The sequence below is a fragment of the Sinobacterium caligoides genome, assembly GCF_003752585.1.
GTDB classification, from domain to species: Bacteria; Pseudomonadota; Gammaproteobacteria; order Pseudomonadales; family Sinobacteriaceae; genus Sinobacterium; species Sinobacterium caligoides.
Map to the genome: position 1 here is coordinate 168,923 of NZ_RKHR01000007.1, position 16,012 is coordinate 184,934.

Annotated in this window: 13 protein-coding genes; 8 read left to right on the forward strand and 5 right to left on the reverse strand. The window is 53.8% G+C overall.

Going from position 1 to position 16,012, the window contains the following annotated elements; translation table 11 throughout:
* Window positions 1–18 precede the first annotated feature (18 nt).
* On the reverse strand, window positions 19–1,563 hold the full coding sequence (locus EDC56_RS17220; protein ID WP_123713814.1) for an NAD(P)H-hydrate dehydratase: 1,545 nt from the start codon (window positions 1,561–1,563) through the stop codon (window positions 19–21).
* 132 nt (window positions 1,564–1,695) lie between these two features.
* On the opposite strand from EDC56_RS17220, the gene queG reads away from it, so the two are divergent.
* On the forward strand, window positions 1,696–2,751 hold the full coding sequence (queG, locus tag EDC56_RS17225; RefSeq protein WP_123713815.1) for a tRNA epoxyqueuosine(34) reductase QueG: 1,056 nt from the start codon (window positions 1,696–1,698) through the stop codon (window positions 2,749–2,751).
* A 4-nt stretch (window positions 2,752–2,755) separates the two neighbouring features.
* Here the strand turns inward: queG and orn are convergent, their stop codons facing one another.
* Entirely contained in the window at window positions 2,756–3,304 is a 549-nt protein-coding gene (gene orn / locus EDC56_RS17230) for an oligoribonuclease (protein WP_123713816.1), read from the reverse strand.
* Between the two features lie 228 nt (window positions 3,305–3,532).
* Between orn and rsgA the strand changes: the two genes are divergently transcribed.
* Genes rsgA through asd form a run of 3 tightly spaced genes read left to right on the forward strand, consistent with a single transcriptional unit; the run spans window position 3,533 to window position 6,287 of the window.
* On the forward strand, window positions 3,533–4,555 hold the full coding sequence (gene rsgA, locus EDC56_RS17235; RefSeq protein ID WP_123713817.1) for a small ribosomal subunit biogenesis GTPase RsgA: 1,023 nt from the start codon (window positions 3,533–3,535) through the stop codon (window positions 4,553–4,555).
* A gap of 16 nt (window positions 4,556–4,571) precedes the next feature.
* Window positions 4,572–5,414, forward strand: coding sequence for a sulfurtransferase (locus EDC56_RS17240; RefSeq protein WP_123713818.1), 843 nt, complete (start codon window positions 4,572–4,574; stop codon window positions 5,412–5,414).
* A gap of 24 nt (window positions 5,415–5,438) precedes the next feature.
* On the forward strand, window positions 5,439–6,287 hold the full coding sequence (gene asd / locus EDC56_RS17245; RefSeq protein WP_123713819.1) for an archaetidylserine decarboxylase: 849 nt from the start codon (window positions 5,439–5,441) through the stop codon (window positions 6,285–6,287).
* Between the two features lie 48 nt (window positions 6,288–6,335).
* Here asd and epmA read toward each other — a convergent pair whose 3' ends face one another.
* Together epmA and efp are read right to left on the reverse strand one after the other, a co-directional pair.
* The gene (epmA, locus tag EDC56_RS17250) at window positions 6,336–7,331 is read right to left on the reverse strand and encodes an EF-P lysine aminoacylase EpmA (protein WP_245980737.1); all 996 of its coding nucleotides are present in this window, start codon (window positions 7,329–7,331) and stop codon (window positions 6,336–6,338) included.
* Window positions 7,332–7,391: 60 nt separating this feature from the next.
* Window positions 7,392–7,961, reverse strand: coding sequence for an elongation factor P (gene efp / locus EDC56_RS17255; protein ID WP_123713820.1), 570 nt, complete (start codon window positions 7,959–7,961; stop codon window positions 7,392–7,394).
* 154 nt (window positions 7,962–8,115) lie between these two features.
* Between efp and epmB the strand changes: the two genes are divergently transcribed.
* The 3 genes from epmB to EDC56_RS17270 all read left to right on the forward strand — a co-directional run bounded on the left by epmB (window position 8,116) and on the right by EDC56_RS17270 (window position 13,362).
* Window positions 8,116–9,213 carry an EF-P beta-lysylation protein EpmB gene (gene epmB, locus EDC56_RS17260; protein ID WP_245980738.1) on the forward strand — a complete coding sequence of 366 codons (1,098 nt, stop codon included), beginning with the start codon at window positions 8,116–8,118 and terminating at the stop codon, window positions 9,211–9,213.
* A gap of 206 nt (window positions 9,214–9,419) precedes the next feature.
* Complete coding sequence (locus EDC56_RS17265; RefSeq protein WP_123713821.1) at window positions 9,420–11,243, forward strand: hypothetical protein; 1,824 nt, start codon at window positions 9,420–9,422, stop codon at window positions 11,241–11,243.
* Window positions 11,244–11,349: 106 nt separating this feature from the next.
* Complete coding sequence (locus EDC56_RS17270; protein ID WP_123713822.1) at window positions 11,350–13,362, forward strand: EAL domain-containing protein; 2,013 nt, start codon at window positions 11,350–11,352, stop codon at window positions 13,360–13,362.
* Between the two features lie 56 nt (window positions 13,363–13,418).
* Here EDC56_RS17270 and serB read toward each other — a convergent pair whose 3' ends face one another.
* Entirely contained in the window at window positions 13,419–14,642 is a 1,224-nt protein-coding gene (gene serB, locus EDC56_RS17275; RefSeq protein ID WP_123713823.1) for a phosphoserine phosphatase SerB, read from the reverse strand.
* Window positions 14,643–14,798: 156 nt separating this feature from the next.
* On the opposite strand from serB, the gene EDC56_RS17280 reads away from it, so the two are divergent.
* Window positions 14,799–15,986: a hypothetical protein gene (locus EDC56_RS17280; protein WP_123713824.1), complete on the forward strand. Its 1,188-nt coding sequence runs from the start codon at window positions 14,799–14,801 to the stop codon at window positions 15,984–15,986.
* The last annotated feature ends 26 nt before the right edge of the window (window positions 15,987–16,012 follow it).

Consider the following 16,012-nt stretch of genomic DNA (forward strand, 5'->3'; position numbering starts at 1 on the left):
ACAACGACATTAAAAAGCTCATGATACTAAGCTATTGATCAACTCGCGAATCTCCACCGACAATTCTGTCGGCCGCATACCCACCTGCCCCTGCCTCGACTCCAGACGATCGGCTGCGGCGGCATGGAGGTTCACAGCGATAGTCAGTGCCGTATCGACTGCCAAGCCCTGCACCAACAACGCACCAAGGACACCACTCAACACATCGCCATACCCCCCTGAGGCCATACCTGCATTGCCATAGGGGCAAACTGCCACTTTTCCTCGAGCCATCATCAGCGAGCCCGCCCCCTTCAACAAAACTCTTGTACGATAAAGCTGCCGCAACGATGCCACCGCCGCATAGCGATCAGACTCCACTGCCGCCACCGTCGTACCGAGCAGCCTCGCCGCCTCACCGGGATGCGGCGTCAAGATAGCCGCCTCCGTCAACACCCCTCGCAACTCTTTATACTCAGCCAACAGGCTTAGCGCATCGGCATCGAGCACCAACGGTGCAGCACAACGCAACGCCCGTGACAGCAGCTCTCGAGCCCAACTGTCCACCCCCAACCCCGGGCCGATGACAACAGCGTCCGCAGAAGCCAACTTACGCTCAATCACTTCATCTGACACCTTCTCCACTACCACAGGCATCACCTCTGGGCAGCGGGCTAACAACGGTGCAACCGTCGCCGCCGATGTCAACACGGTAATCAGACCAGCACCACTCAACAACGCCGACTCGGCCGCCATGATAATCGCCCCTGCTGTGTTCGCACTGCCGCCAATTAACACCAGACGGCCGCTCTCCCCCTTGTGAGCGACAGCTGAACGCCTCGGCAGAGAAACTGGCAATGGCATTACAGTGTAATGTGAGGCAGGTGCGCTGGAGACTGCCTCGTCGACCCCTAGCGCGGCTAGGAGAAGCTCTCCCGTAAAGGCTCTCGCCCTCCCCGTCAACAGGCCTTTTTTCAACACCACAAGACTCATCGTATAGTCGGCTCGAACGGCGTCTCCGAGCACCGCACCACTGTCAGCACAGAGACCGCTAGGAATATCGACCGCCAACACAGGCAGTGACAATCGGTTGATGCATCGTACTGCCCGTAGTTGATGACCGACGATAGGACGGTTCAAGCCCGAACCAAACAGAGCATCGACCACTACCCCCTCCTCAACAGCGTCACCAGACCACTCTCGATAGACCACCCCCGCCTGCCGTGCCTCATCGTAGGCACATCGCGCATCACCCGATAACGAGCCAGGCTCTGCCACACTGAGCACCTCGACAGACCACCCCGCACGATGTGCCAACAACGCGAGGAGCCAGCCATCACCACCGTTGTTACCTCCACCACAAAAAATACTCATCCGTTGCCGCGGGTAAGTCGCCACCACAAAAGCCATCAAGGCCTCTGCCGCCCGGCGCATCAATAGCAAACCATCACTGCCTAAGCGCTGAATCTCGGCCGCATCGATCGCCCTTGCTTGCTCTGCTGTATACAACGGCAGCTCACGCCCCAGACTGCAGAGTGCGGCCAGTGAATAATAAGGCGGAGCAACTGACTTTCTGTTCATCATGACCCTCTATCGGCAGATGCGAGCGGATAGTGTTATTATTAGCGTTTCCATAGCCAATGACCAGCTCGAAACACGCGGGCGGCACACGATCGCGCCAGGTGACCTAGCATTAATCATACAGACCCACAGCACATCGCCGATAACACCGACTTAATAGCCCTCAGCCAACAAATCAAACGCTGGGGCAAAGAGTTGGGCTTCGCCGATATTGCCATCACCGACACCGACATCCATCAGCACGAGGAACACTTACAACGTTGGCTTGAGCGCGGAGACCACGGTTCGATGGACTATATGGCCCGCCACGGCAGCATGCGCTCTCAACCCGCCGAGCTGCACCCGGGCACCGTCAGAGTGATCAGCTGTCGACTCGATTATCGCCCCCTTGAGGTCGACACCGTTAAGCGCCTTCAACAACGCAACCAGGCCTACATTTCTCGCTACGCCCTCGGCCGCGACTACCACAAACTTATCCGCAAGCGCCTATCCAAACTCGCCAAGATGGTCGAAGCCGTCGCCGGTGGCAATCATCGCGCCTTCGTCGACAGCGCGCCGGTACTCGAGCGAGCCTTCGCAGAGCGCGCCGGGCTCGGCTGGATTGGCAAAAACAGTATGCTAATCAATAGCCGCGCCGGCTCCTGGTTCTTTCTCGGTGAAATTTATACCAGCCTGCCCCTGCCCATCGATGAGCCACAGCAGAGCGGCCACTGCGGCAGCTGCCAGAGCTGTCTAGAACGCTGCCCGACCGACGCCTTTCGCGGTGCTTACCAACTCGATGCACGGCGCTGCATCTCCTATCTCACCATCGAAAATCAAGGCGCCATCCCCGAAACACTGCGACCACTGATGGGTAATAGGATCTACGGCTGCGACGACTGTCAACTCGTCTGCCCGTGGACCAAGTTTACCCGCTATACCGAGGAGGCCGACTTTCAGCCGAGGAACGACCTCGACAAGGCCGAGCTGTGTCGGCTTTTCTCCTGGGATGAGACAACTTTTCTCAGTAACACCGAAGGCTCACCGATTCGACGTATTGGCCACGCCTGCTGGCTGCGCAATATCGCCGTCGCACTAGGTAATGCTCCTTCGAGCATCGAGGTGATCGAGGCTCTAAAGAGCAGGAAGACACACCCCTCCTCATTAGTACGCGAGCACGTCGAGTGGGCACTAAAGCAACACCAGCAGTGAGAGCCTAGCCCTCCATCTTGAAGAAGGTCTCACGGTAGTGCTGCAGCTCGCTGATCGACTCGCGAATATCATCCAGCGCCAAATGACTGCCGCTCTTTTGTACCCCGGCTAGGACATCTGGCCGCCAGCGGCGCGCCAACTCTTTCACCGAGCTAACATCGAGGTTGCGATAGTGAAAGAAAGCCTCAAAAGCTGGCATATAGCGGGCGAGAAAACGACGGTCCTGGCCAATACTGTTGCCACACATAGGCGACACACCGGCGTCAACGTATTGACTCACAAAAGCCAGCGTCTGCGCCTCAGCTTCAGCCACGCTGACCGTCGACTGGCGTACGCGCTCAGTCAGACCAGACTTGCCGTGCTGGGTAGTACACCACTCATCCATCGCCGCCAACGCACTGTCAGGCTGGTGAATCGCAAAAACAGGCCCCTCAGCAAGGGTGCGCAAATCGGAATCCGTGACAATGCTTGCAATTTCGATGATGACATCGGAGTCAGGATTTAAACCGGTCATTTCCAAGTCGATCCAAACTAAATTCTGTGCACACTTCATGCGCTACCTACCAGTACCAAGAGAATAGACTGTGAGTATAATTAATAGCGACAAATCAAACAATTGACCAGCAGCCGTAAGGTGATAAAAATACGCTCAAGCGTACCACCTGTGCGCTAAAGCAGCATAACTCCCCCTCACCCCGAGCAACGAGTCGTCACATACTAGTAGCAAATTACCCCCAGTCCCATAATAATAGTCACCTCGACCGACTAACAAAGCTCTTTCATGGCAAAACGTAAGCTCAACCGGCGTCAAAAATGGCGCATCGAAAAGGTTCAAGACGAGCGCAATAAGCGCTCACTACGGCGCGCCGCCGTCGCTGAAGAACAGCTCGACGAGGGCCAACTCGGCGCCGAGCAAAAAGGGCTGATCACCGCCCACTTCGGCACTCAGGTCGAAGTAGAGATCACCGAGGGCGAGAGCGCAGGCGAGCGCAGACGGGCACACCTGCGTGCCAATCTTCCCGCACTGGTCACCGGCGACCTAGTCGCCTGGCGCCCTGGCAACCCCACCGGTGTCGTCGTCGCCTGCCACGATCGCCGCAGTGAGCTTTGTCGCCCCAACAATCGCGGCGAACTGCGACCAGTCGCGGCCAACGTCGACTATATTGTCATCGTTGTCGCCCCCTTTCCCACCCCCTACGCCAATCTCATCGACCGTTATCTCGTTGCCTCAGAGCACTCCCGCATCACCCCCATTCTGGCACTGAACAAGACCGACCTGGTTGACGATAACAACCGTCAACAGCTCGAGGAGCTGTTGGCAATCTATCCACAGATTGGCTATCGCCTCGTCTACACCTCTGCCAAGTCAGCAAACGGACTCGACGAACTCAAACAGATTTTAGGAGGCAGCACCTGCGTCTTCGTCGGCCAGTCTGGCGTCGGTAAATCATCGCTGATCAACGCCCTGCTACCCGGCATGAACATTCCTGTTGGTGGCCTATCGGAGAGCACTCAAAAAGGTAAACATACCACCACCACGGCCAAGCTCTTTCACTTCCCTAGCGGCGGCGACCTTATCGACTCCCCGGGCATACGCGAATTTGGCCTCTGGCATATGAACGAGGACGATATTGCCGAAGGCTTTAGCGATATACGCCCCTTCATCGGCCACTGCCGCTTCCGCGACTGCAAACACCAGAGCGAGCCCCAGTGCGCATTATTGGATGCCGTCGCCCGCGGTGACATCAGTCAGCGTAGAATGGACAGCTTTCGCCATCTCGTCGCCTCACTCGAGATGCTCTAAAAGGATAACAGTCAGCATGACGACTCTCAGCAACAGCATCGACTTAGGCCTGCTCATCGAACCCGAGCAACTACAACCATTATTGGGCGACAAACGCCTGCTTATCGTCGACGTCTCCAGCGACCAAAACTATGCCAGCGGCCATATACCAGGCTCGGTACATATTAGCCCTGGCCAGCTACTGTTTGGCATCAAGCCCGCTGCAGGCAAGATCCCCTGCAATGAACACCTAAGCCAGCTATTTAGTCGTATCGGCTTAGATGCTAATGATCACGTCGTCGTGCTCGATGACGAGGGTGGCGGCTGGGCTGGTCGCCTCATCTGGACCCTCGATGTCATCGGTCACCGGCACTATAGCGTGCTGAACGGTGGCCTCGTTGCCTGGCGCAATGAGGGCTTCGAAGTCACTCAACAGCAGACGGCCATCCCCCCCTCAAGCTATCAGGCACAACAACTTAACCGCAGCGTCATCGCCGAGCTCGAGGATATATCAAGTAGCCTCGATGACGCTAATTTTCGCATCTGGGACGCACGCTCCATCGAAGAGTTCGAGGGCAGTAAGGTACTGGCACAAAAAGGGGGGCACATCCCCGGTGCCAAGCACCTCGAGTGGACCGAGCTAATGGACAAGAGCCGCAACCTGCGACTACTGCCCCTCGAACAGATCGCCGACATGCTGGCGGAGCGCGACTTGCAGCCACAGCACGATATCGTTACACACTGCCAGTCGCATCACCGCTCCGGCCTCACCTATCTCGTCGCCAAATTACTTGGCTACCCTAAAATTCGCGCTTACCATGGTTCATGGGGGGAGTGGGGCAACCACCCGTCTACCCCTGTAGCAACTGGCCGTACCTAACCACCGCATCACACGAGCTTCAATATGAAAACGACACTATTCATCATCGCCCAGTACATACTGCCGCAGCACCTGCTGTCTCGCTTGGTAGGAAAAATCGCCGCCAGCGAGCATCCCTGGGTGAAAAACACCTTCATCAAATATTTCATCAACCATTACGATGTACAGATGCACGAGGCTGAAACCGAGAACTACCTCGAGTTCAAAAATTTCAACGCCTTCTTCACGCGCTCGCTAAAGCCTGAGGCAAGACCCATTGACGACGGCGAAAAATCCATCACCTGCCCCGCCGACGGCGTGATCAGCCAGTTGGGCGAAATACGCTACGGGCAGATTTTTCAGGCCAAGGGGCAGAGTTACTCCGCCGCCAAACTACTGGCAAACGACGAGCTTGCAGAGCAGTTCGACGGTGGTCAATTTGCCACTATCTACCTCTCACCTCGCGACTACCATCGCGTGCACATGCCCCTCGACGGCACGCTCAACAGCATGACCTATGTTCCCGGCCAGCTCTTCTCAGTCAACGCTGCCACAGCGGAGAATGTCCCCGATCTGTTTGCCCGCAACGAGCGTCTCGTGGCCCTGTTTGACACCGAAATCGGCCCTGTTGCCATGGTGATGGTCGGTGCGATGATCGTCGCCGGCATCGAAACGGTCTGGGACGGTCAAGTGGCACCACCGCCAAAAACAGCAAAAACGACTCAATACAGTCAGCTTGAGCCAGTCACGCTGAAGAAGGGCGAAGAGATGGGGCGGTTTATGCTGGGCTCAACCGTCATCATGCTGTTCCCAAAAGACAGCGTCGATTTCCTCGACGACTTTACCGCCGACACTGGCACCCGCATGGGCGAGAAGTTTGCTCAGCTAAAGTAGTTCGATGCATCAACGCCACGCAGCTAACTGCGTGGCGACGCCCCTCCGCTAGGCATTACCAATATCAAAGCTAAGGCCTTCAGAAATACGCGCGAGCCCTCGCTGAATCATCAGCAACCGATCAACACCGATCGATACCCCCGCACTGCTCGGCAGGCCCGCCTGCATTGCCGCCAACAGCCGTCGATCCAACGCGATCTCCGGGCGATTGAGACCACTGCGCTTAGCATTGTCTGCATTACCCCGTCGCGCCAGCTCCTCTGCATCCAACAGTTCATAATAGCCATTGGATAACTCGACACCACCGCAGTAAAACTCAAAGCGCCTCGCCACCTGCTGACCGCTTTCATCCTCTTGCACCTGGGCCAGCGCAGCCTGTGATGCCGGATAATCGTAAATAAACACCCCATGCTGCGGATCGAGCGAGGGCTCAATCACGTGCGTCATCAACACATCTAACCAACCGTCTCGATCGAGGGCATCGTCGGCAAATGAAAATTCAGCATACTGACGGGCGATACTCGCCAACTCAGCAGCCGTGCTGCGATGCGGATCGACTCCCACAGCGCTGTCAAACACCTCGCGGTAACTCAAACGCCTGAACTCCGTCACGTGCAACAACGAAGCCAATAACGCCTGCACCTCATCCATCAACGTTCGCTCATCGAAGCCTGGACGATACCACTCCAGCATGGTGAACTCTGGGTTGTGCCGAGAACTTCCTTCCTCTCGACGAAAGGCCTTACAGATCTGATAAATAGGGCCGCTACCTGCCGCCAGCAAACGTTTCATCGCATACTCCGGTGAGGTCTGCAGATAGCGCACCTCTGCGCCAGCGCCAAGCTTTATTTCGAACGCATCGATGAACGGATCAGTAACCGCAGTCGTCGCCATCAGTGGCGTCTCCACCTCCTGCACCCCGCGAGCGGCAAAAAACTGTCTGATCGCCGCCAACAACTCCGCCCTTGCCCGCAGTGTTTCCATGCTGGCGGTAGGCCGCCAATCTTCACAATTACTCAATGACTTCACCTTTTCTATAGACACAAACAAGAACGCCTGCTCAAGGCAGGCGTTCAAGTGGATGGCAGACAAGCTGCTGAGTGATTAGCTCTTGGCACGACCAACATATTCTCCGCTACGGGTATCGATACGAATCACTTCACCCTCACAAAGAAACAGCGGTACTCTGACCACGGCGCCCGTGGCGAGTGTCGCCGGCTTGGAGCCGCCGTTTGCAGTATCGCCCTTCAGACCCGGGTCGGTTTCCGTAATTTCCAACTCGACAAAGTTGGGCGGCGTCACCGATATCGGTGCACCATTAAACAGAGTGATGGTGCTTGAGTCCTGCTCTTTCAACCACTTATGGGCATCACCCACGGCTCGAGCATCGGCCTGCACCTGCTCAAAACTGTTCGGATCCATAAACACCCAGAATTCACCGTCGTTATAGAGATACTCCAAATCAGTATCCATCACATCAGCGCCCTCAACAGACTCACCGGACTTAAAGGTGCGCTCCAGTACTCGACCAGTCATTAAGTTGCGAATTTTCACGCGGTTAAACGCCTGCCCTTTACCAGGCTTAACAACCTCGTTCTCAAGGATGCTACAAGGGTCGCCATCAATCATAAACTTGAGGCCGTTTTTAAACTCACTGGTTGAATAGTTTGCCATGTTGCACACTCGCCTAGTTAATCTCTCGAAAATAAAGCCTGTAACCGTCAAAAATCCCCTTCGACGTACACTCGCTATTAGAGAATAGTTACAATAATTGCGCGCTATACTACACCAGCTACGGCGGGATTTGTAATAGAAGTCGGTCGACTCCTTGCGCACGACAAATTTTTATGACGCCTTCGATGATGTAATGATAAAGTTCGGCACTGCCGAATCAATAGATAACCCCATCATGACCTCGATAATCGCAACCAGTATCGACAATGAGAGCCAGTCTAGCTGGCAACAACAATTGGCCAACCTCATCACCGATAGCCAGCAACTCATTGACTACTTACAGCTCCCACAAAGCTATCGTGCCAGCATAGATGCTGCTATAGAGGCTTTTCCTCTACGCGTCCCTATGGCCTTTCTGCAGCGCATTAACAAAGGCGATCCCCACGACCCTCTACTGAAGCAGGTGCTACCTCTCGATACGGAGCTCAATAGCCACCCACACTATTCACTCGACCCGCTACAAGAGCTCAACGCCAATCCTGTTCCCGGCATCATTCATAAGTATCACGGCCGTGTATTACTCATGCCAACCCGCGCCTGCGCCATCCACTGCCGCTATTGCTTCCGTCGCCATTTCCCCTATGACGACAACACACCCTCGCGTCAAGAATGGCAGAAGTCGCTGAACTACCTGAGAGAAGACCCCACTATCGAAGAGGTCATCCTCAGTGGCGGCGACCCGCTTGCTGCCAGTGACCGCCAGCTCGAATGGCTCTGTCAACAGATTAGTGACATCCCACATATCAAACGGTTGAGAATCCACAGCCGTCTACCGATCGTACTTCCCGATAGAATCGACGAGAATTTCCTGCGCTGGAGCAGTGCCAGCCGCCTACAAATGATCATGGTCGTACACAGTAACCACGCCCAAGAAATCGATCAGCACGTGGGCTTGGCGCTAAACAAAATGCAACAAAATGGTTTTATTATCTTTAATCAAACGGTATTGTTACGTGACATAAATAACAATTTAAACATTTTATCCGCACTCTCTAAACGCTTGATCGAAACAGGTGTGATTCCGTATTACCTTCACCTGTTGGATAAAGTACAGGGAGCTGAGCACTTCGACATTAATCGCGACGAAGCCATCGAGCTACACCGTCAGTTGCGCGACACTCTGCCCGGTTACATGGTACCTCGGCTAGTGCAGGAGTTAGCCGGCGAAGGCTCGAAGACACTAATTCGTTAACCCTATCGTACAGAGCCTGCGCAAGCCCAGCTATCGAGCTATCCTATAAGGTAGTGGGCTACTAGCTAGTGGACTGCCGATCTCGCCAGCCTGCTGATAGCGGATGATTGACAAAGTTATAGATCAAAAAGCAAGCAAGCTGCGATTACAACAAGGGTCAAGGGCGACCCACTCAAAAAGAATAACATTCTGGCTGGAGCGACACGGTGTTGGACATTAAACAGAAACTCAACCTTCCTGAACCTAATTCGAAGACGCTTAGCTTCTGCCAGCTGAAGGCCGCGGCACTGAAGTCCTGGCTCGACCAACTACCGAAAGCAAACCTCGGTGAAACAAGCCGCCTGCTCTACAAAGCACTGGATGAGATCAATCACCTAAAACTCTCTACCAACCTGCGAATGGAGCTTATGGAGCTCATCCGCCCCGAAGCACATTACGCCAGCCAGGCGCTTTCGAAACACTTCCTCAATCAGCCTGCTGTTTTGCCCAAGCAAGCGAGACAGGTCGCCAAGCTCGCTCATGCCATCCAACAACGGCTCAGTACCGGCTACCTATTAGTCGCCACCGCCAAGCAACAGTCTAACTTTCTCCTTGGCAGTAAGAAAAAGATCAATCTACAGAAATCATTGGCTCTGCACCGCGCCCTCAGCGACCAAGGGGGGATTTTGCTGCGCTCACAGCAGCTCTACGACCGTGTCTACAAGGGTTTCTGGCTCCGCCAACACCTTATTTATCGCTTTGCTCAAGAGCATCAACTCAGCGCCGCCCGGCACAGCGACCCGCTCGAAGATCATACCGAGCAAAGCAGCGTTGAAGATAATTTCAAACGCACCCTATTACTGGGCTGCATCAGCGCCAACCGCCTGCGCCAAGAAGAAATGAAGGTCATCTATCGTCAGCTACGCCTGTGGAGCTCTGAGTGTCACTTAAAAGAGATTCATCAATATAGCAACGATCAACTTATCGTCGCTCTTTACAGTGACCATCCCCCCTGTTTCGGTGCCCTACTAAAGCCCTCCAAACACGTTAGCAGCCTCTGTCTAGATACCCAGCAACTGACCGGGAAGCTCAGCAGACAGCTAAAAAGCGAAAACACTGGAGTGCTCTCCAATACGTTATTACAACATTTGATTGCCGCTTGGAGCAGCTTCTCATCACGCACTAACACCCGAGCCGCCTCTACCGACAAACTCTTTGTCTGCGTCGGCCTGGCCCCAGCTCACTTTCAAATTGCCAATCAACGAAATCTTGAGCAGATGCTGCATCAGCGTCGCAAACTGCAGCCAAAACAAACTAAAAACAACAATCGTTTCATAGATCAAGCTGCCAGAAGTCCCGGCAGCAACAACGACGTCTGGGGAAGCATCTACCAGGGTGAGCAGGATGGCGCGAGCAACATTTCTTGCAGCAATATCGACAAGGTGATTCAAGAGAGACAGGATGCTGAGCTTGCCGCCTCTCAAACAGCGGCCATAAAGATAAACGAGTACCCTGAACACCTGCTACCGATGAGCAATGTTAGCCCCGGCGGTTATTGCATTGCCTGGCCAGAGAACCTCCACACTCATATTAAAACCGGCGAAATATTAGCCGTCAGAGAAAGTCAGCACACCTGCCCAAGCGTGGCTATTGTGCGCTGGGTTAAACGCTCTGAGCATCAACCAACTCAGCTCGGCATTGAGCTGTTAAGCCCTGCATGCACCGCTTACGTCGGGCGCATGATCCCTAAAGTCGGCGCCCCCTCCTCTTACATGAGAGTGCTCATGCTGCCGGAAATTAAGCTCATCAATCAAGCTGCCACGATCATCACGCCACCGATAACTTTTTCAACAGACGCCAAGTTAGAGTTGTTCAATGATTCTGACGCCCTGACCATAAAGCTCAACGAGCGCGTTGCTGCGACCGGCTCCATCAATCAATTCGAATATAGCGCCACCCATAAATCGACAAGGCCATCAAACCACGCTGAGCGTGATGTCGATCACACTCAAAACAAAGACGGCTTCGACATATTATGGAAGACACTGTAATCTTGGCTTATCAAGCAGCCTCTACAGTGAGCGACTCAATAGTGATGGGTCAACTCTACTGCCCTGCTCCACAGAACGTACTATTTGCCTCGATATATAGCACCCTATGAATAGCAATAACAATTTCAAGTTACTCATGCTCTACCAGACGCAGAACGACGCAGAATCCATCATCAGCCTGTTCCGTAATTCTGGTCACGCAGCAAGAGCCAAGAAGCTCGACAGTGAAGCCGATCTGCATCAGGCGCTCCGCGAGCAGAACTGGGACCTGCTTATTAGCGACAACAAACACCCTGAATTAAGCATCGAGCAGGCACTCTCTATTATCAACAGCAGTGACAACAACTTAAAAGTCCCCTCGCTGCTAATCCTCCCCGAACACACCTCCGATACCGAGTTAGAGCAAGCCTTCACCATCGGCGCCAGTGATATTATTCGCGACTCCAACCAACAACACCTGCTGCACAGCGCCCTACGTGAGATTGAGCATCACCGCCAACGCCTCACTCACCAGAATATGCTGGAAGAATTCGCAGAAATTAAAGAACGTTACGAACTATTACTCGAGAACTCCAAAGATGCTATTGCCTATATCACCGATGGCATGCATATTCACGTCAACGAAGCCTACGCAAAGCTCTTTGGCTATAACGATATCGATGAATTCGACTGCCTCCCTATCATCGACCTCATCGCCGACGACCAGCAAGACCTCTTTAAGACCTTTTTGAAGCGCTACAGCAGCAGCACCGAGACAGAACAGCAACTCTCTCTAAAAGCGCTCAAGGAAGATGAGAGCGAGTTTGATGTGTGCATGCAGTTGTCAGCAGCTACCTACGAAGGCGAATCCTGCACCCAGATACTCATCAGGCAGCAGACGGGATCTACCGACACCAGCACTGCCGCCAACTTAACCGCCGCCAACTCGGCCCCCCAGCAAGCCTTGACGAGCGTCAGCACAGCTCAAGAGCGAGTCAATGCGAAGCTTATCGACAGCTCTACGGCTCTCATTCAGCTCAACCTAGAGGAGATTCAGGCTACAGCAGGCTACGAGGTGAGCGAAGCGCTACTCGAACAGTTCTCTGATTACTGTGAACAAAAACAACTTCTCCCCATTCGTCTCGGCGATTACGGCCTCCTATTCAGTATCGAGTTAGCTGCGGATAAACTGCAGAGGCACCTCGATCAACTACTCTCCAGCGCCGCAGAGCAGGTTTTTGAACACGACGGGAGAACTTACGCTCTATCTGGCCACGGTGGTATTTGCTCTATCGCCGCACGGAACGGTGACAGCGCGCAAACGATTATCGACCACTGTTTTACTGCTGCCATCGAGGCGAAACGAAGCGATAACCTAATTGCTATTTACACACCACCTACCGTCGAAGTGGATATTCTTGACGACAATATTGACCTCAATAGCTTCGTCGACAATGGTGGCATCAACATTCACTACCAACCTATTGTCAGCCTGCGCGGTGATACTGGCGAATACTATGAAGCTAGCTATCAACTCGACGAAAGCTTAGAACACTGTGGAGCACGCTTCTTTCAGGGCGGCGAGTCGAAACTAGATCGCTGGATCATCATGGAGACCAGCAAGGCTCTCAGTGCACAGCGAGCGAACAGAGGGGCTGACACGCGACTATTTATCAACCTCTCATCGAGCGCCCTAAAAGATGCGGAACTCGGGGATTGGCTTAGCATCATTCTCAAAGCTGCCGACATCCCTGCCGAGGCATTGGTTTTCCAAATCACTGAGCATGCGGCAAGCGACGCAATTACCTCGACACAACACTTATTCTCCGCACTGAAAAAACACCACCTACGCCTCTCAATCTCCCACTTTAGTAATGGCAATATTCTCAAGCATATTAAAGCCGACTTTGTACGCCTAGCCGACCAAGTCTCCGAGCATCTCGGTGACGACGACGAGCGCCAAAAACTAAAAGAATTAGTACGAAGCCTAGCTAGCAGCGATGTTGGCACTATCGTTCCCCAGGTCAATATCGCCTCTATGCTAACAACCCTGTGGCAGATCGGTGTCGGCTATATCCAAGGTGAATACTTGCAGGGCCCCGATAGCGAGATGAATTATGAGTTTGCCGACCTCGCCTAGGCCACCATCGACGATAGATATCCAGCAGCTATCGTCGACGCTAGTGCTAGCGACCGCTACGAATCAAGGGACTTAATCTCTCTGTCGCTGAGGCCCAATAAATACAATACGCCATCTAGCCCCAGGGTCGAAATTGAGTGCCGGGCCGACTCCTTAACAATCTGCTTGGCCCGAAACGCCACCCCCAACCCGGCAATAGAGAGCATCGGCAAGTCGTTTGCACCGTCACCAACGGCAATCACCTGCTGCAATGAAAGCTGCTCACGCTGAGCCAACTCTTGCAGTAAATCAGCCTTTCGCTGACCGTCGACGACGGTGCCACTCACCTTACCAGTGACCTTGCCGTTATGAATTTCCAGCTCGTTAGCATAAACATAATCAATACCCAGTTTACGCTGTAAGTAACGGCCGAAATAGGTGAAGCCACCCGACAGAATAGCCGTTTTATAACCGAGCGCACGCATGGTGTTAATCAGTCGCTCAGCTCCCTCGGTGATTGGCAGCCGCTCCGCAACCCCCTCCAACACCGTCTCGTCCAACCCCTCCAGTAAAGCCAGTCGCGCCGCAAAACTCTCGGTGAAATCCAACTCACCCTGCATCGCCCTCTCGGTAATCTCCGCAACCTGCTCACCGACTCCTGCCGCGTAAGCCAACTCATCGATCACCTCTGCCTCAATCAGCGTCGAGTCCATATCGAAACAGACGAGTCGACGATTACGGCGATAAATATTATCTTCCTGATAGGCGATATCGAGCCCCAGTTGTCCAGCCAGAGTCAGAAAATCCTTCCTCACCTCAGCAGGGTCCGTTAACACTCCACGAAGCGACAACTGTACACAGGCCTTGTCGTGCTCGTTAAAGCTATCAAGTGCCACGCGCCCCGAAAGTCGGTCGATCTTATCGATGTTGAGGTCGTATTGCGCCACCAACTCCGACACCTTGGCAATATGTAGCGCCGTCACCTTACGCGCCAACAGCGTAACGATGTGCCGCGGCTTACCCTGCCCCCCTACCCATGAACTATAACTCTCATCATCAATCGGTGAGAACTTGACCTGTACCTCCAGCTCATGTGCCTTGAACAGTATATCTTTCAATACTGGGCTACTCGCCGCCTCATTCTCCAACTCCACCAATAGGCCGAGCGATAATGTGTCGTGAATGACCGACTGACCAATATCGAGGATAGACACGTCATAGCGAGCGAGAATACTGCTGATAGTGGAGGTCAGTCCAGGCTTGTCAGCACCAGAAATGTTGATCAACACAATACGTTTCATAGCCAAAACCGCCTAAAATATGCTATTAATCATCTGAATATCTTCGAAGATGTAACTTTCGAGAACAATTTATTATCCTGCTGCCATTGTAACCGCTACAGAACGAGGCAGCACCACCCAAACCCCAGTAATGCAACAATTGGCAGTTATATCACCATGCGCGTCGTAAAATTCCTGCAGTCACTCGCCCCTGCCCATAAGCTCGCTACCCTCGTGACGAGCACCGCTGTGCTCATCTTCGCTATCAACTTTGCTCTATGGCAGCAACAGTTCAGCGCTCAACATCTGCGCCAACAAGACCAGTACGGCAACCAGCTGGCCAGTCAAACAGCCTATACAGCCAGCAATCTGATGCTGAGCGACAGCCGAATAGGCCTGCGTGTGCTGGCCGCAGAGACTCTCAAGCGGTCCCAGGCTCTACACGTTTCCATTTACGACGCCAACAATACCGTCGTTGCCGAAGCTGGTGAGGAGCGCAGCGAGCACAGCTATCGCGCCAGCATTCTATTACAAGACAATATCGTCGGATATATCGATATCGAATTCGCCCCTCAGCCGCCTCAGCTGCCCAATTTCTGGTTCTGGCTCTGTAATGGCCTGATCTTAGTCGCGATCTACCTCGCAAGCTATCTAGGCGCGAGAAAGTTTACCAGCGCCATCGACTCGATCTTTGCGAGTCTACGCGACAGCAAGCGCTTTGATATTCAAAAGGAACTTCCCCGCACACTATTGACCAGTCAGTTCATCGACAGCCAAAAAGACAATAGCAACAACCTCGTCGATGGCGAGGGCACACCGACACTATTGGCCATCCGCTTCACCAACTCTCGAGGCGAGCCCATCCAGCTGCAACAAGAAGATGACTGCCAGCTGCTGCTCGACAACATGGCTATTATCGATAAGGTCGCCAAACTCTATGACGGCCAGCATCACTCTGGCCACGAAGGCGAAGTGCTCTCCTTCAACCACAGCACCGACGCCTGCTTTCAAGCACTCTGCGCGGCCGTGCTGATTCGTAGCCTGTTCGAGCAAAGCTCCAACCCCGACGACCACAGTGACATCGCCCTAGCGCTCACCACTGCCCCGGCCGCTGAGGCGATCCCGACAGAGCTAGACACGCAATATCGACAGCAATTCGAGGGGGAGTTACTTGCCAAGGCCAACCAACTCGGCGAGATCGTGCTGAGCCGCTTACTATTAGCAGAGCCGACGATCGCAGAACGCACCCGTGTAAATAGTGGCCACAACGATATCTACACGCTACTGTCGGTCTCGCCGGTTTACCAAAAGCTGCTCGACAATCAGCTGGGCCAGCTCACTAGGGCTGACGAGCAACCCGAATAGCGCCTCATGGCTGCATAAAAAAACCG